Annotated in this window: 21 protein-coding genes; 6 read left to right on the top strand and 15 right to left on the bottom strand. The window is 61.5% G+C overall.

Going from position 1 to position 22,913, the window contains the following annotated elements; genetic code table 11:
* Positions 1–15 precede the first annotated feature (15 nt).
* Positions 16–1,062 (top strand): phosphotransferase enzyme family protein, encoded by a 1,047-nt coding sequence (locus tag ARC39_RS25970; RefSeq protein ID WP_236545223.1) that lies wholly within the window; start codon positions 16–18, stop codon positions 1,060–1,062.
* 12 nt (positions 1,063–1,074) lie between these two features.
* Positions 1,075–2,391 carry an aspartate aminotransferase family protein gene (locus ARC39_RS25965; protein WP_068113933.1) on the top strand — a complete coding sequence of 439 codons (1,317 nt, stop codon included), beginning with the start codon at positions 1,075–1,077 and terminating at the stop codon, positions 2,389–2,391.
* 3 nt (positions 2,392–2,394) lie between these two features.
* On the opposite strand, the gene ARC39_RS10165 is transcribed toward ARC39_RS25965, so the two are convergent.
* The 7 genes from ARC39_RS10165 to ARC39_RS10135 form a co-directional block, all read right to left on the bottom strand.
* Positions 2,395–3,162 (bottom strand): DeoR/GlpR family DNA-binding transcription regulator, encoded by a 768-nt coding sequence (locus ARC39_RS10165; protein WP_068113930.1) that lies wholly within the window; start codon positions 3,160–3,162, stop codon positions 2,395–2,397.
* A gap of 145 nt (positions 3,163–3,307) precedes the next feature.
* Positions 3,308–4,252 carry a transaldolase gene (tal, locus tag ARC39_RS10160; RefSeq protein ID WP_068113927.1) on the bottom strand — a complete coding sequence of 315 codons (945 nt, stop codon included), beginning with the start codon at positions 4,250–4,252 and terminating at the stop codon, positions 3,308–3,310.
* 20 nt (positions 4,253–4,272) lie between these two features.
* The gene (locus ARC39_RS10155; RefSeq protein WP_068113924.1) at positions 4,273–5,028 is read right to left on the bottom strand and encodes an alpha/beta fold hydrolase; all 756 of its coding nucleotides are present in this window, start codon (positions 5,026–5,028) and stop codon (positions 4,273–4,275) included.
* Positions 5,029–5,082: 54 nt separating this feature from the next.
* Positions 5,083–5,313: a biotin/lipoyl-containing protein gene (locus tag ARC39_RS10150; protein ID WP_068113921.1), complete on the bottom strand. Its 231-nt coding sequence runs from the start codon at positions 5,311–5,313 to the stop codon at positions 5,083–5,085.
* Between the two features lie 17 nt (positions 5,314–5,330).
* A complete protein-coding gene (locus ARC39_RS10145; RefSeq protein ID WP_068113918.1) occupies positions 5,331–7,790 on the bottom strand; it encodes an alpha-ketoacid dehydrogenase subunit alpha/beta in 2,460 nt (819 codons plus the stop codon).
* A gap of 87 nt (positions 7,791–7,877) precedes the next feature.
* On the bottom strand, positions 7,878–9,122 hold the full coding sequence (locus ARC39_RS10140) for a class II D-tagatose-bisphosphate aldolase non-catalytic subunit (RefSeq protein ID WP_068113916.1): 1,245 nt from the start codon (positions 9,120–9,122) through the stop codon (positions 7,878–7,880).
* A gap of 4 nt (positions 9,123–9,126) precedes the next feature.
* Positions 9,127–10,071 (bottom strand): sugar kinase, encoded by a 945-nt coding sequence (locus ARC39_RS10135; protein WP_068113913.1) that lies wholly within the window; start codon positions 10,069–10,071, stop codon positions 9,127–9,129.
* A gap of 149 nt (positions 10,072–10,220) precedes the next feature.
* Here ARC39_RS10135 and ARC39_RS10130 point away from each other — a divergent pair, with 149 nt between their 5' ends.
* Together ARC39_RS10130 and ARC39_RS10125 are read left to right on the top strand one after the other, a co-directional pair.
* Positions 10,221–11,246, top strand: coding sequence for a LacI family DNA-binding transcriptional regulator (locus tag ARC39_RS10130; protein WP_068113910.1), 1,026 nt, complete (start codon positions 10,221–10,223; stop codon positions 11,244–11,246).
* A 52-nt stretch (positions 11,247–11,298) separates the two neighbouring features.
* Positions 11,299–12,297, top strand: coding sequence for an alcohol dehydrogenase catalytic domain-containing protein (locus ARC39_RS10125; protein WP_068113905.1), 999 nt, complete (start codon positions 11,299–11,301; stop codon positions 12,295–12,297).
* 121 nt (positions 12,298–12,418) lie between these two features.
* Here the strand turns inward: ARC39_RS10125 and ARC39_RS10120 are convergent, their stop codons facing one another.
* The 7 genes from ARC39_RS10120 to ARC39_RS10090 all read right to left on the bottom strand — a co-directional run bounded on the left by ARC39_RS10120 (position 12,419) and on the right by ARC39_RS10090 (position 20,090).
* The gene (locus tag ARC39_RS10120) at positions 12,419–13,891 is read right to left on the bottom strand and encodes a mannitol dehydrogenase family protein (protein WP_068113902.1); all 1,473 of its coding nucleotides are present in this window, start codon (positions 13,889–13,891) and stop codon (positions 12,419–12,421) included.
* A 42-nt stretch (positions 13,892–13,933) separates the two neighbouring features.
* A complete protein-coding gene (locus tag ARC39_RS10115) occupies positions 13,934–14,707 on the bottom strand; it encodes an L-iditol 2-dehydrogenase (RefSeq protein ID WP_068113899.1) in 774 nt (257 codons plus the stop codon).
* Positions 14,704–15,708 (bottom strand): ABC transporter ATP-binding protein, encoded by a 1,005-nt coding sequence (locus ARC39_RS10110; RefSeq protein ID WP_068113896.1) that lies wholly within the window; start codon positions 15,706–15,708, stop codon positions 14,704–14,706. The genes ARC39_RS10115 and ARC39_RS10110 overlap by 4 nt, the downstream gene beginning before the upstream one ends.
* Before the next feature lie 21 nt (positions 15,709–15,729).
* Complete coding sequence (locus ARC39_RS10105; RefSeq protein WP_068113894.1) at positions 15,730–16,563, bottom strand: carbohydrate ABC transporter permease; 834 nt, start codon at positions 16,561–16,563, stop codon at positions 15,730–15,732.
* A gap of 13 nt (positions 16,564–16,576) precedes the next feature.
* A complete protein-coding gene (locus ARC39_RS10100) occupies positions 16,577–17,449 on the bottom strand; it encodes a carbohydrate ABC transporter permease (protein ID WP_068113891.1) in 873 nt (290 codons plus the stop codon).
* A 141-nt stretch (positions 17,450–17,590) separates the two neighbouring features.
* Complete coding sequence (locus ARC39_RS10095) at positions 17,591–18,898, bottom strand: ABC transporter substrate-binding protein (RefSeq protein WP_068113888.1); 1,308 nt, start codon at positions 18,896–18,898, stop codon at positions 17,591–17,593.
* Positions 18,899–19,136: 238 nt separating this feature from the next.
* Complete coding sequence (locus tag ARC39_RS10090; protein ID WP_068113885.1) at positions 19,137–20,090, bottom strand: carbohydrate kinase family protein; 954 nt, start codon at positions 20,088–20,090, stop codon at positions 19,137–19,139.
* A 751-nt stretch (positions 20,091–20,841) separates the two neighbouring features.
* Here ARC39_RS10090 and ARC39_RS10085 point away from each other — a divergent pair.
* Positions 20,842–21,075: a hypothetical protein gene (locus ARC39_RS10085; protein ID WP_068113883.1), complete on the top strand. Its 234-nt coding sequence runs from the start codon at positions 20,842–20,844 to the stop codon at positions 21,073–21,075.
* A 528-nt stretch (positions 21,076–21,603) separates the two neighbouring features.
* Here ARC39_RS10085 and ARC39_RS10080 read toward each other — a convergent pair.
* Positions 21,604–22,401 carry a pseudouridine synthase gene (locus ARC39_RS10080; protein ID WP_068114450.1) on the bottom strand — a complete coding sequence of 266 codons (798 nt, stop codon included), beginning with the start codon at positions 22,399–22,401 and terminating at the stop codon, positions 21,604–21,606.
* A 62-nt stretch (positions 22,402–22,463) separates the two neighbouring features.
* Between ARC39_RS10080 and ARC39_RS10075 the strand changes: the two genes are divergently transcribed.
* Entirely contained in the window at positions 22,464–22,913 is a 450-nt protein-coding gene (locus ARC39_RS10075; protein WP_068113881.1) for a nucleoside deaminase, read from the top strand.

Genomic DNA, 22,913 nt, shown 5'->3' with positions numbered 1-22,913 from the left:
TGCAAGAACCAAATTTTGAAACTACCAATTTGGAGTATCGCAGAAACAAATGGCGTAATAATGGGCAACCTCTATGACAAAAGCTTCGTGAGCGGGCTGAAAGCAGGCGTGGAATCGCTCTTGCCGGGGTGGGGGCTTGGCCCGAACACACAGGTTAGCCTCCTCACCGTTTCGGAGAACGCCACGTTCCGTGCCGATGATCCGGACAAGGAGATGCCGGTCATTCTGCGGGTTCACAGGCCAGCGTATCACAGCGAGGCGGAGATCCGTTCCGAGCTGGCCTGGATCTCCGATCTCCGGCAGCAGCAGATTGTCCGAACGCCAGCCATCATCCCCCATTATGGGTCTGAAATCATTGCTAAATTCGAAGATTCCGGGAATGTCCGACACGTCGTGGGGTTTGAGTTCCTCCCGGGCCAAGAGCCCGATCCCAAGACCAATCTCGAAGACGGTTTCCGTGTCCTTGGCGCGATCAGTGCGCGCCTGCACGCCCATGCACGAAGCTGGAGGCCGACCAACGGATTTGCACGCAAGACCTGGGATTTCGAGGCGGCGTTCGGTCCGTCTCCACTTTGGGGTGACTGGCGCGAAGCGCTCGGCCTCTCCGAAGCGGGCAGCCTTGTCTTGGAGGACCTCTGCGAGAGCCTGAAAAACCGCCTGGAAGCCTATGGATCGGGTCCTGACCGCTTCGGATTGGTGCACGCAGATCTGCGACTTGCCAATTTATTGGTCGATGGCGATGCCCTTGGTGTCATCGACTTCGACGATTGCGGATTCAGTTGGTTTGTCTACGATTTCGCGGCTGCGATCAGCTTCCTCGAAACCAGCCCGACGATTCCCGCCCTGCAGAATGCCTGGGTCGAGGGATATCGCTCCGTGGCGCCGTTGGCGGCAGAGCACGTGGAGATGATTCCCACCTTCATCATGTTCCGTCGCCTGCTTCTTACCGCCTGGATCGCCAGCCACAGCGAGACGGAAACAGCCGAATGGGCAGGGCTTGATGCCTATACGGATGGCACTGTCGCCATGGCGGAAGCGTATCTCGCAGGGCAGCCGATCTGAGGGGGGAACGCAATGCCGCATAGAATCCGCCCGATCCTGGACATGAACGCCTTCGATACCACCTCCGGTGCACCGCTGACGAAACCCGTCGAGCGACGGCTTGGAAACCTCGGCGCAGCCTCTGTTCTGTTCTACGATGAACCCATAGAGATGGTGTCCGCCGGCGGTTGCTGGATGACTGCGGCTGACGGTCGCCGCTACCTGGACTTCTACAACAACGTGCCGTCAGTCGGGCATTCCCACCCTTCGGTGGTGAAGGCGGTGCAACGCCAGATCGCGCAGCTCAATACCAACACCCGCTACCTTGTCGGGGTCGTGGACGCGTACTTGGAAGCGCTCAAGGCGCACCTTCCGCCGGATCTGGAAAACGTGGTGCTGACATGCAGTGGCAGCGAGGCCAACGACCTCGCGATGCGTATTGCGCGCAAAGCCACGGGCGGTCAGGGCTTTATCGTTACCGAGAATGCCTACCACGGCAACACGGCCTTCGTGACCGAGGTATCGCCATCGGCGTGGAAGCGTGGCAGCGCACCGAACCATGTCGTCGCCATTCCGGCGCCGTCGCAGGAAAATTTCGGGAGCGATGTGGCAGCAGGGTTCACCCGAAGTCTGGTTGGCGCCATCGCGGAGCTGCAGAAGCGCGGCCTCACGCCCGCGGCGCTTTTGTGCGACACGATTTTCTCCAGTGACGGTGTTTTCCCAGATCCGGCCGGGTTCCTCAAACCGGCTGTGGATGCGATCCACGCAGCGGGCGGGCTTTTCATTGCCGACGAGGTACAGCCGGGGTTCGCCCGCAGCGGGGAGGCATTCTGGGGATTTGCCCGGCACGGTGTCGCGCCCGACCTGGTGACAATGGGCAAACCCATGGGCAACGGTTTTCCCATGGCGGCGGTCGCGGCTCGCCCGGATCACCTTGCCAGGTTTTGCGACGACTACGGGTACTTCAATACTTTCGGCGGCAATCCGGTGGCCGCTGCAGCCGGCAAGGCGGTGCTCGAGGTCATCGAAGAGGAGAAATTGCAGGAGAATGCGCGCGAGGTCGGCCAGCAATTGCTTGCCCGGCTGACAGATCTCGCGGCAATCGATAACCGCATCGGCGCAGTGCGCGGGGCGGGGCTGTTCCTGGGTATCGACCTTTGCCGCGCTGACGACCCGACGACGCCTGACGCAGATCTCGCGGCGGCGGTCATCAACGGGCTCAAGAAGCGTGGCGTGCTGATTGGCGCGGCAGGGCGGTACGGCGCGACACTCAAGGTCCGTCCGCCACTCTGCCTGAGCGGGGAGGAGGCCGATATCTTCAGCGACGCACTTGCCGAAACGCTCGCCTGACGATCAACCCTTCGCCAGAAGTACCTCGACCTCGCCATCCGAGAGCGCATTGGCAAGTGGCCCTACCGGCGGTTTGTCCGTCACGAGCGTGTCGATATGGCTCCAGCGCGCGTAGCGTGCTGTCGACAGGCGATCGAACTTCGTGTGATCGGCCACGACCATGCGGCGCGCCACTTGGCGAAGCATGGTGGAATAGACGTCGGCCGCCTCGATCAATGCGTCGCTCGGCCCGTCGGGAGACAGCCCGCTGGCGCCGACTATCGCCCAGTCGGCCGACAGGTCGGACAGGAACCGTACCGTCTGCGCGCCGTGCATTGCACCCTCGCCGGAGTGGTACAGACCCGGCGCCATGACGACCGAGATCGTCGGATTGAAGGAAAGCGCGGTAGCTACGCCGAAGGAATGCGTGATCACAGTCACGTTGTTTAAGTCGTAGACGATACGATGCGCCACGTGGATGGTCGTCGCGCCGGACCCGATCATAAGGGTGCGCGCGCCGCGGAACCGCTTGCAGGCAGCGCGCGCAATGGCCTCGCGCTCGGCGCGCATCTCGTCATGGCGGTGTGAAAGCGCCGGTTCCCGCGGCTGGCGCAACATCGCCCCGCCGTAGGTGCGGCTGATCAAGCCGAGTTCAGTCAACTCGTCGAGGTCGCGGCGGATCGTTTCGGTGGTGACCTCGAGTGCTTCGGACAAGGCGCGCACGCGCATTGTCGGTTCAGCGGTCAGATGTTCGAGTATCGCCTTGTGGCGTTTCTCTTTTTTCGTGGACATGCCCGCCGTTCCTGCCGGTTTCACGGCCGCGTCTGCCCGAGCGATCCGGCGGCCCACGAAATGTTAGAGGGCCGCCGCAGAGATTTCAAATGCTGCTGTGCGGAGCACACCGCATCGATGTGATCCGCCGCGCGACCGATACGCGCTACTGCGTGCGCTCGGCGACGATCCCGATCAGGGCCTTGTGGTCCTTGTCGAAATTCCGGATGCCCTCGGCCAGTTTCTCCGTCGCCATCGGGTCGGCGTTCAACTCCCAGCGGAAGCGGGCCTCGTCCATTTCGACAGGCGGAACGCCGGTGGCTTTCTCCGGAGACAACACGCGCTCAAGGACGCCTTCTTCCGACCCCAACTCGTCCAGGAGTTTCGGGGCGATGGTGAGGTTGTCGCAACCTGCGAGCGCCTTGATCTGATCGGCATTTCGGAACGACGCACCCATGACGATCGTCTCGATTCCGTTCGACTTGTAGTAGTCGTAGATCCGCCGCACGGATTTCACGCCGGGGTCTTCGTCGGGCGCATAGGAATCGCGGCCCTCGGCCTTCTTGTACCAGTCGGTGATCCGGCCGACGAAGGGGGAGATGAGGAATGCGCCCGCATCGGCACAGGCAACCGCCTGGGCCATGCAGAAGAGCAACGTGAGGTTGCAGTCGATCCCCTCCTTCTGAAGGATCTCCGCGGCGCGAATGCCCTCCCATGTGGAAGCCAGTTTGATGAGTATGCGCTCACGCCCGATGCCGCGTGCCGCGTAGTCGGCAATGATCGCGCGGGCGCGCGTGACGGAAGCGTCGACGTCGAAGGAAAGAGAGGCGTCCACCTCGGTGGAGACGCGCCCGGGCACCAGTTCGGTCAAGGCCGCGCCAACCGCGACAGTCAGGGTCGCCGTGATCTCTTCGGGCGACTTGCCGGCCGCTTTGCCTGCCTCGATTTCGCGCATCACGAGGGCCTCGGAGGCCTCGTCCTTCAGCGCCGCGAGCACCAGCGACGGGTTCGTGGTGCAATCGACGGGTGCGTAGCGTTTTACCGCCTCCACATTACCCGTGTCGGCGACGACGGTCGTCATGATTCGAAGTTGGTCAAGGATGCTGGTCATCTTATGTTCCCGCAGGTCTGTCAGCCCCGAACCGGTTCCAGGGCGCGCGCGATGATTTCATTCGTCCTCCGGATCGCCTCCATTTGCGGCATGTGTCCGGTTCCGGGAAGGAATGAAACGGGACATGTTAGCGACTCAAGATGCGGCCGGTCCGGTGGAACGACGGCATCCTCTTCCCCCCAGATCAACGTGGCGTCAAGGGCTTCGGGGAGCGACACAGCGCCCAGTTTCAACGCCGATTGCGCGATCTTGCGCATGGTGTCGCGATGACCGGCTGCGTTCAGAAAGCCCAAGACATGTGTAGCCATCTGCGGGGAGATAAGCCGCGGGCGCTGCACCAACATGCGAAGGTGGTCGATGGTGGCGTTTGACGTTTCAAGGTCGGCGAAATCCCGGAGAAAGGCCTCGTTCACGCCGGCGCAGAGCCCGAGCGGCGCGATCAGGACCGCGCGCTTCACATGTTCCGGCGATTGCCGCGCCAGTTCTATCGCAACTGTGGCCCCCAGGGAGTGGGCGACGATCGACACCGGCAATGACAAGCCGTCGAGCGCGCCTGCCAGCACCTGGGCCATCTGAGATGCTGTTATCGCATCGACTTCGGCGTTGGCCCCGTGGCCGGGCAGTTCCACCAGCCACACACGGAAATCAGACTCGAAGGCCGGTGTGGTCGCGGTCCAGGCGAAGCGGTCGGCACCGAAACCGTGGAGGAACAGCAGATCTGGCGCGTCATCCGGCCCGCCCGCACGTATCAATTCGAGGGATTTGCCCGCAGTCATGAAAGTCTCCGTTGCCGATGCGGATGGGTCGTTACCCTTATCTCGGAGTAACTGTCAGCCGATCTCGCCCAGAACCGCGCCGACTTCGACCAGATCACCCTCCTCGGCGGAGAGCTTCGTCAGTTTCCCGCTTGCAGGTGCCTCGATCTCCATCGCCATCTTGGTGGTCGTGATGACGACGACCAGATCGCCTTCCTTCACCTCGTCACCCTCGCCGACCAACCATTCGGTGACTTCGGCTTCGGTGATTTCGTTGCCAAGCTGGGGTACCAGAATGCTGGTCATCTTGCGGTTCCTTTCATTCAAAGCGCCCGGCGGGCAAGGTCGATGTCATCCCAGCTGCGCACGCCCCGTCGGTTCGCACGGCGTGCCGGGAAAAACTCCGTTGTGACCAAATCCACTATGTCATGAGCCTGCGGAAAAAACGTGCTCTCCATCTCGGCGCCCGGCACGATCCAGTTTGGCGAGCCCAGCACCCGTGGCGGCGCCTTCAAGTCGGAAAAACCGAAGCGTGCCACATTGGCCGAAAGGGTCATGGCGAAACTGCCGCGTTCGGCGGCTTCCGTAACGACCACGAGATGGCCGGTTTTCTTTACGGAGGAGAGTACCGGATCGTAGTCGAAGGGCACCAGCGTTCGCGCGTCGATCACTTCGGTCTCGATCCCTTGCGTGGCAAGTTCCTCGGCTGCGGCCATCGCAGGATAGAGGGACGGGCCTATCGTGAGAACTGTCACATCGTTGCCCAGCCGCTTGATGTCGGGCTGGCCAAGCGGAATACGGAAGTACTCCGAGGGCACGCCTTCCGCGCGAAAAACCTCTACCTGATCATAGATCCTTTGGCTCTCGAAGAACACGACCGGGTCGTTTGAGGACAACGCCGAGGCCAGCAGCCCTTTTGCGTCGTAGGGTGTTGCCGGGTAGACGACTTTGAGCCCCGGCACATGGGTGACAAACGCCGACCAATCCTGACTGTGCTGCGCACCGTATTTCGAGCCGACCGACAGGCGCAGCACAACTGGCACCTTGAGCTGCCCTGCCGACATGCCCTGCCACTTGGCCATCTGGTTGAACACTTCGTCCCCGGCGCGGCCCAGGAAGTCGGTGTACATCAACTCGACGAGCGCGCGGCCGCCCTCCATCGCGTAGCCGACGGCGGTGGAGACGATGGCGGCCTCGCTGATTGGCGCGTTGAACAACCGCTGATGCGGGAAGATGTCGGAGAGCCCACGATACACGCCGTACGCCCCGCCCCACTCCCGGACGTCCTCGCCATAGGCGATGAGGCTCTCGTCATGCAGCATGTGATGCAGCACCGCCTCGGTGAGCCCGTCGCGCAGGGTGATTGCCCGCATTCCGGATAGTGGCCTGCCTTCATCGTCAAGGCCGAACCGTGCCTTGCGGCCAATGGACTTGAAGTTCGCCACCTGCGCGGGCGGCTTCAGTACAGGTACCTCGGCTTCTGGCAGGTCGATTGCCTCGTGGTTGAACATGAGATCCCCGATCAGTGTCGGATCGTTCGGAACATCAACGATGGGAGCAATCGCGGGATCGACGGCAGCGCGGGTGACGGCGCCGATGGTATCGCCGACGCTTTCACGCATCGCGTCGACTTCGGCTTCGCTCATGACGCCAGCTGCCGTGAGTGTGGCAGCGAACTTCACGATAGGATCGTGCTCGGCCCAAGCTTTCAGCTCGTCGCGGGAGCGGTATGCATTCGCGTCGGTTGTGGAATGCCCGGTGCTCCGATAGCACTGCACGTCAAGCAGCGCCGGACCTTTTCCTTCCAACAGCAGCTCACGCTTGCGGGCAACTGCATCGGCGACGGCCAGCGGGTTGGTACCGTCCACGGTTTCCGCATGCATCTGCTCTGGGTTCACGCCCGCGCCGAGGCGCGAGAGCCGTTCCCAACCCATCGTTTCACCGCTGGTCTGCCCGCCCATGCCGTAGAAGTTGTTGTTGCAGAAGAAGAGGACCGGCGGGCGCCCCCCGCGCGGATCGGACCAGAGCGTGTCGTATTGTGCCATGGCCGCGAAATTCATGGCTTCCCAAGTGACGCCGCAACCCGTGGCGCCGTCGCCGATATTGGCAACGGCAATGCCCGGCTTGTCGGCCAGCTTCTTGTAAAGCGCCGCGCCGGTGGCAATGGCCGAGGAACCGCTGACCAGCGCATTGTTCGGATAGGCACCAAAAGGGGGGAAGAAGGCATGCATGGAGCCTCCCATGCCGCCGTTGAACCCATTGGCACGCATGAAAATCTCCGCCAGAACGCCCAGCAAAAGGAAGTTCTCCGCCAGGACCTTCCCATCGCCGCCGAGATGCGCCTTCACGGTGTCGCGTAGCGCGCCATGCTGGTGTTCGTCCATGATGGCATCGAGCGCGGTTTCGTCCAGCGTCGCGATGGCAGAGAGCCCCTTGGCAATGAACTCGCCGTGGGAGCGGTGGGAGCCGAAGATGTGATCATCCGGCGAAAGGGCCAGCGCGGCTCCGACCGCGGCGCCCTCCTGACCGATGGAAAGGTGCGCCGGGCCCTTGTAGGCAAATTCAATTCCGCGATACGCCCCGGTCGATTTGTAGCTCGCGAGCATGGTCTCGAACTCGCGCACCAGCAACATGTGGCGCAGGATTTCGCGCAGGTTCGCGTCGCCTCGGCGCTCACGCTCTTCCGCGATCGGCTCGTCATAGTCACATACGGGGATGTCGGAAAAAGTCACCTTTGCCCGTGCCAGCGCAGCGGCGGGTTCGACGGGGATTTCCTTGGGCATCTGAGAGGGCCTCTTGGATTGTTCCTTGGGGTGGTGGGCCGGAACTAGATCCCGGACCCGCATGCATTTATCTGCCGGGTGGTGAGGTCACTTGCAGGCATCATACCACGGTCTTACCATCCGGCGCGCTGCGCGTCGGGCAAGAGCTTCGGCATCGAAGAGATCATCTCCCGCGCCGAGAGCCTCGTTCACAAGGCCGGCGCCGACGTACTGGCTGACTACTCCGATGGGCGGGCGAACCTTTTGGCATCGGGCGTAAAGGTCCGCAACGGCCGCCTGTGCCTTGGCGTTTGGCCAATAATACCGGATACGGTCGGACAGGCCAAAGTGACGCTGGCTTGCGCGCTGTGTCTCATCGCCGTGGACATGTTCCCTCAAAGCGCCGGGGTCAGCCTGCATCAGGTCTTCCATCGTCTGGCGCAAGGCAAGCGGGCCACCGTCCATCTCTCGGCAGGCCATTTCCATACCGTAAAGCGCCTCTCGCACCGCGAAAGTCAGGCAGGGACCGACCTTGAGAATGCCGAACCCATCCTCGACCAGCGCCTTCAGCGCCGTCCCGGTCTGGTAGTCCGTCGAGTGCGCCTCGAACACCAGGCCGGGCATGCCGGGCAGCGTCGCGACGAGGTCGCGCGCTGCGGAGGGATCATAAAGCACAACGCTCATCTGTGCTGACTCCACCCCCGGCTGAACCACAATGGCGATGACACGCTCGAAAGCCTCTGCCAGGCCCGCATCGGTGAAAACGCGGGCGTGGATCCCGTAGGTTTCCAGCACCGCCGCCGGCGCGGTTGGCTTCAGTGCGTCGATTTCCTCGTGTGCCCCGCCCGGTGGCGGGATCTCGGTGCCGATGATGTAGATCCCGTCATTCGCTATCTCCTCGGCCACCGCGCAAAGCTCCGCGGCACGCGCCGCGGTCGTCGCGTCATCGAGTGCGACGGGTTCGTCGCGGCAGCCCATGGAGCAATCCAGGTGCAGCTTGCGGAATCCCGCTTCGACATAGGCGGCCATCATCGTCTTGGCTTCAGCCATTGCCTCGTCGGCCGGCAGGTGTCGCCATGGATTCGGACCAAGGTGATCGCCGCCGAAGATCAGCTTCTCCTCGGGAAACCCGATTTCCTGTGAAATCCCCTTGACCAATGCAATGAATTCCGCCGGCTTCATTCCGGTATAGCCGCCATCGTGGTTGACCTGATTGCAGGTTGCCTCGATCAGGGCGTACTGGCCATGCGCCTGTGCTTCCTCAAGCGCGGCTGCAATCGCGACAGGGTGGGCGGTGCAGACCGAGACGATACCGCGAGGGTCGCGGCCAAGGGACAGTAGTGGATTAGCCATTGCGTCAGCTCCCGTGTTGGTCGGCGAAGGCGCGCACCACATCTGCGGTTTCTGCTCCGGACATTGGCCCGCGTTTCATCACCGCGAGCGCGCCTGCGGCAGCGGCCAGACGCAGCGCTTCTGCCGGATCCGTGCCAGCGGTCCAGAGCGAAACGAAAGCACCGCCGAAGCAATCCCCCGCGCCGGTGGGATCGACTTCGTCAGCAGGAAATGGCGCCTGTCGCAGTGTTTGCGTTCCGTCGAAGTAGCTCGCGCCTTCGCTTCCGCGCTTGTGGACAACCGCCTTCACTCCACGCGCCAGGTGTTCGGCAATGGCTTCCTCCGCGTTGTCCGTTTCGACTCCGAGGAAAACCTCATCGCCGGACGGAAGGAAGAGATCGGTGTATTCAAGCACGTTCTCAATTGCTTTCTGAAGCCCGGGCTGGCTCAGCATCTCCTTGCGAAGATTAGGGTCGAAAGAAACGGTGCCGCCACGTGACTTGATCTCCCTCGCTGCCTGCTCCGCCATTTGGCGCAGGTCTGCTGTGAACATCGAGTTCCCCACCACGTGCAAGTGCCCGGCTTCGGCGAAAGCCCTCTCCGCTTCCGGGGTCATGCGCACCGTTCCACTGGCCGAATGGGTGATATTGTAAACGAAGTCGCGATTACCGTCGGGGCGATATCGGACGAATGCGTGGCCGGTAGGCAGTTGCTCATCGACCCGCACCGCGGACACGTCGACTCCGTCCGCCTTCAGCCGGGCAATGTTCAGGCGTCCGAAGTCATCGTTGCCGACAGCCGAGACATAGGCCGTCGGGGCGCCCATACGGGCTGCCTGGCTGATGAATATCGCAGGAGCCCCGGAGGGAAACGGGCCGGTCAGCGCAATCGGCTCCAGGAATCCCATACCGGGGACATCGGCCATGATCTCCGCAAGGATTTCACCAAGCGTCACGATCTTTGAAGTCATTACCGCCTCCCAGGAAAGCACGCCCACGGTGCCCCAACCGCTGCCTGCCCGCAAGACAAAACTTTACGCGCGATAAATAAAGTGCAAGAGTTGAAGTTCCGGGGGAGGATGCGGTTGCCGCAAAACTCAAGATCTAACGGACGCAAGATATGTCGAAAAAACTGCGCAACATGGAGGAGTTTTCCGCCGCAACGGGGCTTTCGCGCCCGACCGTGTCGAAGTACTTCAACGATCCCCAGAGTGTGCGAGCATCCACCCGGGCGAAAATCGAGCAGGCGCTGGAGCGTTTCGACTACCGGCCAAGCTTCCTGGCGACCAATCAAAACCGGCGAAATCCGAAAACTGTCGGTATCGTCGTCCCCTATTTCACCGATCCATTCTACGCCGAGATTATTCGGCACATCGAGAATAGCTGCCGCGATGCCGGGCACAGGACATTGGTGCAGAGTTCACACGGGGACGCGGAAACGGAAATCGAATGTATCGAGATGATGCGGTCGCTGAATATTGGCGGATTGATCCTGTCTCCGCTCGGGGCGGCGTCCGATGCAGTTCTTATCCGGAAACTGGGGCGTGAAGTCCCCTTGCTCCTGTTTGACAGCTATGTCGAAGGGTCGTTCTCGTTCCTTTCGTCGGACCACGTCCAGGGAATGCGACTGATCACGGAATATCTCTGCGAAAGTGGCTCGCCGCCGTGTTTCATCGCCATGCCGAAAGTGAACTCCACCGCGGCGGAACGGCTGGAGGGATATAACCGGGCCATGTGTGCAAAGGGCCAGCAGCCCATGGTCATCGAAAACCCCTATAGCGACTGGAACTTCGAACGTCAGGGGCGCGACATCGCGCGTGACCGGTTCGCGCAAGGCGGTTTTCCTTCCACGACGGTGCTCTGCGCGTCCGACCGCTGCGCATTCGGCGTCATCGCGGCTGCCAGTGAGCGGGGTCTGACGGTTGGCGCCAGTTCGGAGAGCGATCTGCGCGTCGCTGGAAACGACAACTACCCGATTTCCGAATTCATCAACCCGTCGCTGACAACCGTCGCGCAGGACTACGAGAAGCTGTCTCAGAAGGCGGTTGAGATCATCCTCGACAGGATGGAGCGGGAGGTCGGTGCAGAGTTTTCGGGCAGCCAGACCCGACTGCCCTTGCGTTTGATACGGCGCGCCTCGGCCTGAGCGCAGAGGTATTTGCCGACCCGCGATGCTGGCGTGACTAGGAGGACGAACAATGAAGGCAATTCTGTTTACCGGTCGCAACGCCGCGACGGTTGCGGATGTTCCGGAGCCCGTGGCAGGGCCGGGGGAGGTGCTCGTCAACGTGCGCGCATCGGGTATTTGCCACACCGACCACGACATTCTGATCGGCAACTATGGCCGCGACGCGTTTCCGGTCGTTCCCGGTCACGAGTTTTCGGGGGTGGTGCTGGCGGTTGGGGCCGGCGTGACCGGGTTTTCTGAAGGCGACAGGGTCGTCATCGATCCGAACCTGGCTTGCGAAACGTGCCGCTATTGCAGGGCGGGGATGCCCAATCTCTGCGATCAGCTCGGTGCCTATGGGGTAACCGTAAACGGAGGCTTCGAACCGCTTGTCGCCGTTGCGGCCAGCAAACTGCACGCAATCGGCGATCTGGACTTTGCGGTGGCCGCACTCGCCGAGCCCATGGGCTGCGCGCTCAACGGGATCCGTGCGACAGGTCTGGACAACGTGACGAATGCCCTGGTCTTCGGAGCCGGTCCCATGGGGATGCTCATTGCGTTTGGTCTCAAGGGGCAGGGGATCGGGGATGTAACCGTTGTGGACGTGGCGGAGCGGAAGCTTGAGATGGTACAGTCCATGGGATTTGCCGCGTTGCACGCGGATAGCGACGCCTGCAAGGCATTGCGCCAAAGCCACGACTTTGTGGCCGATGCGACGGGTCTTTCGAAAGTGGCAGAATCGATGATCGCCCAGGTGGCCACGGGCGGCAAGGCGCTCTTCTTTTCGGTTTATCCGCAAGCGGACCGGATCAGCCTCTCGCCCTTCGAGATTTTTCGCCGGCAGATCCGTATTGCCGGGGCTCATTCGTTGGCTCGCGCCGATATCCCCAATGCAATCGACGCCATCCGCGCCGCCGGCCCTGCGATAGAGCAGGTGGTTTCCCACAGGGTAGATCTTGATGAGGCGCTCGAGAAGATGACCACCATGGGCGGCGGCGATGGCCGGATGAAGGTTCAGGCCGTGTTCTGATCAGCGATTTCGACGCGACGGGTCGCGGCGCGGCCGCTCCTTTCGAAATGCGTCCTCTCTGAATTGGAGCTGACCCCTCAAGCGGGGTCGGCTCCCGACGGATAATGATTGCGCCTGCGGCTCATCGGCGGCCCAGATAAGTGTCCATTGCCGCCTCGACCCCCTCATTCCAGATCATCTGCAACCACCGCGAAAAGGCATCTGAAAACGCGGGAACTTCGGCCAATTCGCCATAGGTCTGCTGCATGGCGAGCCAGACTCCCGGATCTTCCTTCGCTTTGAGCGCACGCGGTTGCAGCTCGCTCCAGAATGGGTCGTTGGGTGCAATGGTGCTGCCATCCGGTCGAGTGCCGGCACAGTAGCGTGCCCAGGCCGCCGAGATGAACGCCAACCCGTCAGTCGCGGTGCCTGCCGCCAACCCGTCGCGGACACTGCCAAGCAGAAATCCCGGGTGCCGACTCGAGCCATCGAAGGCGACACGCCGGGTGGTGTCCACGATCATCGGATTGCCGAAACGGGAGATCAGCAGTTCGAGGTATTCCGCTGGCGTGTAGCCGGGAACGGGCTTCACGTGGGGCATGATCTCCTCGCGCTCGACTTTTTCGAAGACGGCACGAATCCCGGCATGCTCCATCGTGCCCGAAATCGTTTCAATCGACAGCAACTCACCCAGGTCGGCAATGACCTGGTGCCCGCCGTTGAGCATCCGGATCTTCATGCGCTCGAAATCGTGGACGTCGCCGGTGATGGTTGCGCCGACCTTTTCCCATTCCGGCCGTCCGGCACAGAACTTCTCCTCGATGACCCATTGGCGGAAGTTCTCGTGCGTTACCGGGGCCTGGTCGGCGATGCCGAATTCTTCGGCCAGTGCAAGCTCCTTCGGGCCGGTCGCCGGGACGATGCAATCCACCATGGCGTTGGGGAAAGTACATTCTGCTTCGATCCAGTCGGCGAGGTCGCCATCTGACAGGCGAGCGAGAGAGACCACCGTTTGGCGCAGCACGTCCCCATTGGCCTGGAGGTTGTCGCAGCATTGCAATGTAAGCGGACCGGTGCCTGCAGACCGTCGTTGCTTCAGCGCGGCAACGATTGCTCCGAAGGCCGTCGCGGGTGTTTCTGGGTCTTCCGCATCGTGGCAAATCTGCGGGTCCGATGCATCGAAACCACCTGTGGCCGGATCTATGAAATAGCCGCCTTCGGTGACAGTCAGAGAGACGATGCGGATTTCCGGCTTTGCGATCTGTGCGATGAGCGGGCGGTTTTCGGGATCGTAGGGCACGTAGCCGATCATGGAGCCGACCACTTCGGCTGAACTGCCTTTGGGATCCAGTTCGATCAGCGTCGTCAGGAAATCCTGTGCGGCGAGTTTCTCGCGCATCGTGGCATCTTCGGGACGCACGCCCGCTCCGATAATTGCCCAATCGTGGTTCAGTCCCGCCTCGAACAGCCGGTGCAGATACCATGATTGATGCGCCCGGTGGAAATTGCCGAGTCCGATATGTACGATTCCGGGTGTCAGGCTGCTCCGGTCGTAGGTCGGAACGCGCACGCCTTCAGGCAGCGCATCCAGATTGGAATTGCGCAGGTCGATCACCTTAGTCTCCTTCAATTCGTAGGGCCCTGCCGGGGGCCGCGGTCAGCTCATCCAGTTCCCGCCATCGACGTTCAGCGTTTGGGCCGTCACGTAGCGGGCGTCGTCGGAAGCCAGGAAAACCACCGGATCGGCGATCTCGTCCGGGGAGCCCATGTGGCCAAGGGGTACGGCCAGCCCAACCTGTTTCTTCTTCTCACCCTTGGGAAGGTGGTCGTACTTGGCGAAGAGCCCATCGACCACGTCCCACATCGGCGTGTCGATCACGCCGGGAGCGATTGCATTCACCCGGATCTTGTCCTTGGCGAATTCCAGCGCCATCGACTGCGTTATGGAAATGACTGCCGCCTTGGTGGAGCAGTAGAGAATGATATTCGGCTCTCCGCGCCGCCCGGCCTGCGAGCTGAAGTTGATGATCGCGCCGCCTTTCCCGCGGGTCTTCATTCCCTCCACGACCTTTTGAGTAACGAATATTGTGCCGCCCACATTCACATCGAACTGTCGGCGGTACATTTCGGGCGTGATCTCGGCAATCGGAGCCATATCGAAAACGCCGGCGTTGTTCACCAGTATGTCTATGCCGCCCCACTTCGCCTCGACCGCGGCGACGCCGGATGCGATGGAGGCCGCGTCGGTTACGTTCATCTCGACCGCCATTGCCGCGTCGCCGAGTGCCGCGGCGGTTTCCTCTGCCTGATCTGCCAGCAGATCGGCCACGGCGACCTTCGCGCCCTCGCGCACGAATGCCTCAACGATCGCGCGGCCGATACCGCGTGCGCCCCCGGTGACGAGTGCGTTCTTTCCTGCCAGACGTGTCATTCTATACGCCTTCCTCTTGCGTCGAAACGATGGATCTTGTCGGGCTCAGGGGTCAGATAGACCGTGTCGCCCCGGTTCAGCGCCACCTCGCCGTCGGCCCGGATGGTGATCGATTCCGCGAGCCCGGTTTCGAGGACGTGAAAGAACGTGTCTGAGCCCAGGTGTTCCGAAACGCCGATCACGCCTTTCCAAGCGCCCTCGGCAGACGAGATTTGCAGATGCTCAGGCCGTACGCCGATGCTCTCTGCAGCATAGGGTTTCGCAGCCTCTCCGGAGACGAAGTTCATCTTTGGTGAGCCAATGAAGCCCGCAACGAACCTGTTCTGCGGTCTGCGATAGAGCTCCAGCGGTGATCCGACTTGTTCGATCACCCCGGACTGAAGCACCACGATCTTGTCGGCCATGGTCATGGCTTCGACCTGATCGTGTGTCACGTAGATCATCGTGGTGCCGAGGCGCTGGTGCAACTCGGAGATTTCAATGCGCATCCCGACGCGCAGCGCGGCGTCGAGATTCGACAGCGGTTCATCGAACAGAAACGCAGCGGGTTCGCGAACGATAGCCCGTCCGATCGCGACCCGCTGGCGCTGCCCGCCGGACAGTTGGGCCGGTTTTCGATCGAGGTAATCTGTGAGGTTCAGAACGTCGGCCGCATTCTGAACGCGACGGTCCCGTTCCGCCTCATCCATTCCGGCCATGCGCAGGGGAAACGCAATGTTCTTTCGAACGGACATGTGCGGATAGAGCGCGTAGGACTGGAACACCATCGCCAATCCGCGTTTTGCAGGGGGAATGTCCGTAGCGTCCGTGCCGTCGATCAGGACCTGGCCCGAGGTTACGTCTTCGAGCCCGGCGATCAATCGCAACAGCGTGGACTTGCCACAGCCCGACGGGCCGACAAAGACAACGAACTCGCCGTCCTCGATCTCCAGGTCCAGCGGCGGTATTACCTGAAGTTCGCCGAAGCTTTTACTCACCTGCTCGAGCTGAATACGTCCCACGGTTCGGTTCCTCTGCTTCTGTTACTTCACGGCGCCGAAGGTCAGGCCGCGGACGAGTTGTTTCTGACTGAACCAGCCCATGATCAGGATCGGTGCGATGGCCATGATCGAGGCGGCACTGAGCTTGGCGTAGAACAAGCCCTCCGGGCTGGAATAGCTGGCGATAAACTGCGTCAGTGGCGCGGCGTTTGCGGCCGTCAGGTTCAGGGTCCAGAACGCCTCGTTCCAAGCCAGGATAATGTTCAGAAGAACTGTCGAGGCCATGCCGGGGATCGCCATCGGTGTCAGCACGTAGAGCACCTCTTCGCGCAGGTTCGCTCCGTCCATGCGGGCAGCCTCAAGGATCTCGCCGGGGATCTCCGTGAAGTAGGTGTAGAGCATCCAGATGATGATCGGGAGGTTCATCAGCATAAGCACGATCACGAGTCCGATGCGCGTGTCGAGCAGGCCGAGATCCCGGAAGATGAGATATATCGGCACCAGGACGCCGACCGGCGGCAGCATCTTGGTGGACAGCATCCACATCAGCACGTTCTTGGTGTGCTTGGCCGGTACGAAGGCCATGGCCCAGGCCGCCGGAACGGCGATCAGGATACCGAAGAACGTGGAGCCGACAGCGATCACGACCGAATTGGTGAAGTGCTTAAAGTAATCGGATCGCTCCTGGACCGTGGTGAAGCTCTCCAGCGTCCAACCGGAGCTGAACAGGACTTCCAGCGGCGCCCGGATCGCGTCTTCCTCGGTCTTGAACGATAGGATGAGGATCCACAGGATCGGGAAGAACATCAGGAAGCCAAGCGTTCCGACGATGGCGGTGTTGCGGAGCTTGATGCCGTTCGAGACTGCGCGTGCCATTACCCGCTCCTCCTCACGCGTCGAGGTTCTTGCCGATCATCCGCATCAGGAAGATCGCGACGATGTTGGCCAGTATGATGGCGATGACGCCACCGGCGCTCCCCATGCCCACGTCGAACTGCAGGAGTGACGACACGTAGATCAGATAGGTCAGGTTGGTCGTCGCCGTGCCCGGGCCGCCATTGGTTGTGACGAGGATCTCGGCGAAGATCGACAGCAGGAAGATCGTCTCGATCAGGATCACGACCGTGATCGCGCGGGCAAGATGCGGCAGGATGATGAACCAGAACCGGTTCCGCCAGCTCGCACCATCCATCTCGGCCGCCTCGAGCTGTTCCTGGTCGAGCGACTGCATCGCGGTAAACAGGATCAGCGTCGCGAAGGGCAGCCACTGCCAACTCACGATGAAAATGATAGAAAGCAACGGGATCTGCCCAAAAAAATCGACGGGTTCAAAACCCATGCCCGTGGCAAGGCGCCCAAATATTCCATTGACGGGATTCATGAACATGTTCTTCCAAACCAACGCGGAGACGGTCGGCATTACGAAGAATGGGGCAATCACCATAATCCGGATGACGCCCTGGCCAAACATCGGCAAGTCCAGAAGAAGCGCAAAGATCACTCCGCCGATCGTTGTGATCAACAGGATCCCGCCGACGAGCAGGAGCGTGTTGATCATCGCCGCCTTGAAGCTCGGATCGGTCACGAACCAATAGTAGTTCTCCCACCCCACGAAGGGGTTACCGGTCGGCGTGATCAGGTTGTATCGCAGGAATGAGAAGTAGATCGTCAGCGATAGCGGAATGATCATCCAACCGAGCAGAAGGATTACGGAGGGCGATATCATCATCCGGGCGGCCGCGCGGGAAGCCTTGGTTGCCATTGGTTTCTCCCGAAATGCCTGGTTTGCCGCGTTGCAGGAGCAGCCCCCTTCGGGCCTGCTCCTTTTTGCACGGCGACACTTGCGCCGCGCGCTTAGCGAGGCGGGCCAACCCATCCGGATCAGCCCGCCCTGGGAGGAAGACTACTTGATGTACCCGGCCTTGGTCATTTCGCGGACCGCGAACTGCTGGCTGTTGGCTAGGGCCTCTTCAACAGTTGACTGACCGGCGAGTGCCGCGGAAATCTGCTGACCGACGTAGTTGCCGATACCCTGGAACTCGGGGATCGCGACAAACTGGACCCCGGTGTAGGGAACCGGATCGCGCGTCGGGTTCGCGGGGTCGACCGAGAAGATCGCGTTCTTGATGGTCTCGGCGAAGGGTGCCGCTTCAAGCAGACGCGGATCTTCGTGGATCGACTGACGGGTTCCACTCGGAACCGCGACCCAACCCTCGGTTTCGCCAACCTTCTGGAAGTACTCTTTCGAGGTGCCCCACTTCAGGAAGTCCTTCGCGACGTCGATTTTCTGCGAAGTCGCCGGGATGGCCAACGCCCATGACCAGAACCAGCCGGTCCCGTTCGACGTTTCCTGCTTCGGAGCCTGGAAGAAGTCTGTGACCTCTGCGACCTTCGAGTTGGCCGGGTTCTTGATGTAGTTCGCGGCCGAGGTTGCATCGACCCAGGTCGCGCACTTGCCGTCGGCGAACAACGCGCGGTTCTCATTGTGGCCGTTTGCCGTCGCGCCCGGCGGGCCGTAGTTGTTCATCAAATCGACGTAGTAGGTGATCGCGGCGTTCCACTCGGGGCTGTCGATCTGCGGCTGCCAGTCCATGTCGAACCACCTGCCACCGAAGGCGTTCACCATCGGGCCAACGAAGGCCATATTCTCGCCCCAGCCGGCCTTGCCGCGCTGGCACGTTCCAAACACGCCGTTGTCGGGATCGTGGACCTTCGAAACGAGATCAGCGAAGTCGGTGTAGGTGATTTGCTCGGTCGGTGCCTCAACGCCGGCCGCCTCGAAGAGATCCGCGCGGTAGAAAGTAAACGACGTCTCGGAATAGAGCGGCACCGCGTAGAGGTTGCCGTCCTTGTCGGACAGTCCGTTGCGGACGAGCTCGAAGATGTCGTTCAGATCATAATCCGCGTCGTCGCCGAAATCATTCAGGGGGGTCAGCCAGCCGTTGGCACCCCAGATCGGTGCTTCGTATGCACCGATGAAGATGATGTCGAACGAGCCGCCTTTGGTTGAGATGTCCTGCGTTGTCCGCTGGCGAAGAACGTTCTCCTCAAGCACAACCCAGTTGATCGTGTTGCCGGTCGCCTCCTCCCACTCGGGGGCGAGCTTCTGCATGACGATCATGTCGGCGTTGTTCACGGTGGCGACGGTGATCTCCTCGGCAAATGCCGGGGCGGCAAGCGCGGTCGATGCGAGAAGCGCAACTCCGGCCATTGATTTCGTGAGTTTCGACAATTTTCTCTCCTCCCTAGGGGCGAACAGGCATCCACGCACGCAAATGACCGCGCCCGGCATTCCTGCAAAACCCAAGACGACGCGCTCTGGCGCCGCCGTCACGGTTACTCCCAGCGGGCTCCTCCTCCGAACCCCGCGGAATCAGGTTAGGAATGAATTTTACTCGCGTCAACTATTTCGGTCGCGCTCGACAATTTCGCGCAGAGGATCGACGTCATTACTCGGATGGTTCCAGTGAAGCATCGCTGTCGATGGCGCGTCGTGTCGGTGGGTTGCATCCAGCAGAATGGCAATTCAACCAGGCTGCCCGCATCGCACGCGTCAGCAAGTCTTCAAGGGCCGTATCGCCAAGTGCCGCAATCTGGTCGGGATTTGTCAACCCATGCCCGTCAACCGCTGCAAGAACGGTGCCCATGACCGTGTCTCCGGCGCCCACAGTATCGACCAATCCATCCGTCCGGGCCGGTACGCGCGCGCGACCTGCAGGGGTGGCAGCCTCGGCTCCATGTTTGCCATATGTCAGGACGACCAACGCGGTTCCGGAGGCCAGTTGCGTATCGATGAAGTCGCGCGGGTCGCGACCGGGTTGCCAGGCCGAGAGATCCTCGTCGGAAAGGCGCAGGATTGTTGCCGCGTCTGCCAACCGGCTTATCCTGTTCCGCCACTTGTCCATGTCGGCGATCATACCCGGCCTTGCATTCGGATCCAGCGACAGAATTGCGCGGTCCCGATGTGCCAGCATCAGTCGTTCGAGGCGGTCTGCGCCGGGATCGGGTATCAGCGAGATCGATCCGGCGTGGAGGATGTCTCCGGGACGCAGGTCGGACAGCGTTTCGCCGTAGGGGGCTTCCACCATTGTCGAGGCGCGATCGTAAAAAGCATAGCGCGCATCACTGCCCTCGTACTTAACGAAGGCCAACGGCGTTGGGGCATCAATTCGCGGGGCATATCTCAATTCGACTCCCTCCCGCGCAAGATCGTCGCGCAGCATATCGCCGAACAGATCCTGTGAGATCGGCCCGAGGAAGGAGACGTCCGACCCCTGGCGCGCTGTCGCCTTCGCGACGTTGTATGTGCTGCCGCCTTCGCACGGCAAATAGGCCGTTCCCTGCGGCACGGTTATCGGCACGAAGTCAATCAACGCTTCCCCGGTTATCCAGACGTGCCCCATGCGCTTTCTCCTCCGATTCCGACCCTCAACGGGCAGGACATGCAAATCCTATCCCTCTGTCATTTCTCGCGTCCGGCTGTACTGCGCGTCGTCCGCAACCGCTGCCAACATTGCTCGGAATGTCTCGAAACGCCCGCAATAGGTTGATCCATGAATGCGGGCGGATCGACACTCTCCGACGGTGTGCTGATTTCGACGGACGTACCAAGGCCGACGCCCATTGTTGCTAGATCTGCTGCGCCCAATCCGCCTGCCCTCCCGGTTGGCATCGCTCCGCGCAATGGCCCTTGTCGGATCGTGTACAGTACGTGACACGCAGGAAGTGTATTCGATCCTCCGCCGCGCAGGATTGAGCTTCGGTAGAGATCGACGGTTGCGCGCATCTTGTGCAGCCTTGCCGAATTGGTACCTCGGGAGAGCGGCCATTGCGCAGGACCGACACAGCAGCGCGTGAACAGTCATTTGTGCAATGGCGGTGTCCGACGGGTCGATCAAGATCTCAGCGGACAAGTACATTCGCAGATGGTCTTTGTGGAACAGGATCGCTTCGATACGTGCGAGCGTAATAGTCACTTGCGCCCGTATCCAGTGAATTTTTGCACTCGCAAAGATTTATGATGGTTCAACGTCGGAATCTCGTGTGGCTTCCACGCGTGGACCCGCGTTTACGCGCACCAAACGTCGCCGCGGGAGCAAGCCCCGAGGTTGGCGGGGGCAGCATTTGGCGGTCCGATTCTTGCGCAGCCAATGAATGACCCTGACAGGGCAAGCCGAAACCCTGTATTGCCGCCAAACCGTGCCGTACCGCGTGTCGCACACCGGGAACGCCATTGAGGATTATCTGCGCGACCCTTGCCGGTCGGCACGGTTGTGGGCCTGCGAGGCAGGTAACACCATCAACCAGCCAATCAGCCCATTGATCGTCGCCGAGCAATTCGGTTTCAGAGCCGGAAATCGCGAAATCGGCACCTGTTTGAGGCACTAAGCCCCCTCCGAAAGTGCGACCTGCAATTCCCAACGACACAGAATTCGGACGGTCGACTCTCTCGAAGCCTCTTGTCGATGAAGGAGATGGCAGGCGGAGAGACCTGAGGGGTATCAAAACTCTCCTGCGGAGATCGGCTACTTCAAGCCTGTTCTCGCCGTCGCATAATCCTTGCCGAGGCAGGTGGAGAACAAGCGGATTGCAAACCCTGATGTCGGCGAGGCACCCAGTTTGGGTGCGGTGTATGAACGTGCGCGTCGCCAAGACATCGATGGAACACGTTGCCGCGGTCAAGCCACCGATTTTGCATCGCGCCATATCTTGGCGCGCGTAAATTCATCGGCGATGCGTTTCGACGATTCGCGTGCGTTCGGCAGCAAATTCCTCACACCAAACGGTCAGCGGGGAATCCCGCCAAGCTTCCAAAGCAGTTTTGCCAGTGGGGCTAGATGCGTTTTACGCGCAAGACCGTTGTCGGCCACACGTGGCTCCTGGGCGATACAAGCGCGACATGTATACGAGGCGTTTCTATCGGCGACGGCGCCGCTGTGGGCGTTTCTTCGGTTCGGTTGCGGGGCGAAACTCCTTGTCGAGGCCGAGTTGGTCGCGCAGTACCCGAGATTTGACCTCTTCCACCTCCCCGGCTTTCAGGTCGCCCAGCTTGAACGGACCGTAGCTCACCCGGATCAGGCGGTTGACGGTCATACCCACCGCTTCCATTGCGCGACGGATCTCCCGGTTCCGACCCTCGCGCAGCGAGACGGTCACCCAGGCATTCGCCCCTTGCTGACGGTCGAGGGTCACACCCATTGGTTGAAATCGTTCGCCGTCCACGGTCAGGCCCTGTCGGAGCGGTTCCAGCGTTGCGTCGTCAGGGGTTCCCTTGATCCGCACACGGTACCGGCGCATCCAGCCTGTCGACGGAAGCTCAAGCCTGCGTTTGATCCCGCCATCGTTGGTCAGCAACAGTAACCCCTCGGAATTCAAGTCCAGCCTGCCGACCGAAAGGACGCGCGGCATGCCGTCTGGAAGTGCGTCAAAGACCGTCTTGCGCCCTTTCTCGTCGCGAGCGGTCGTCACAAGGCCTGCGGGCTTGTGGTAGAGCCAGAGCCGTGGTGGCTCGGCCTCGGCCAGGGCGACGCCGTCCACGGAGATACTGTCGTCCGGAGTGACATTCAGTGCCGGGCTGGAGATCGTCTTTCCATTGACCGTCACGCGGCCTGCTTCAATGAGGCGCTCGGCCTCGCGGCGCGAGGCGCGGCCGGCGCGTGCGATGACCTTGGCGATACGGTCGCCGTCTTTCGGTGTCAGGGGCGTGTCTGTCATGGCTTCGGATACGCCGGACCGGCCCACTGGACAAGCCCGCGCGCGCAGGGCAGGCATGCTCCATGCCATTCAATTCACATATGGAGGCCGCGCTGGAAGAGGCCCGTGCCGCAGCCGAGCGGGGCGAAGTGCCCGTTGGTGCGGTTGTGGTCGATCCTGCCGGGGCCGTCGTGGCGCGGGCAGGCAACCGGACACGCGAGTTGAACGACCCGTCTGCCCATGCCGAAGTGCTGGCGATCCGCGCCGCCTGTACTGCTGCGCGTTCCGAACGCCTGCCGGGATACGCGCTCTATGTCACGCTGGAGCCATGCCCAGCTTGTGCCGCCATCATCTCGGCCGCCAGGCTTGCAAGGTTATACTACGGTGCGTCCGACCCGAAGTCCGGCGGCGTCGAGCGTGGCCCGCGGATCTTTTCGCATCCGCAGGCGCACCATGTGCCGGAGATCTACGACGGTATCCGCGCCGAGGAGTCCGAGCGGCTACTGAAGGCGTTCTTTGCCGCCAGGCGCTGA

This window comes from Tropicimonas marinistellae, from assembly GCF_001509585.1.
Lineage (GTDB): Bacteria > Pseudomonadota > Alphaproteobacteria > Rhodobacterales > Rhodobacteraceae > Tropicimonas > Tropicimonas marinistellae.
The sequence above is the reverse complement of the archived record's forward strand: the minus strand, read 5'-3'. Positions and strand labels throughout refer to the sequence as shown.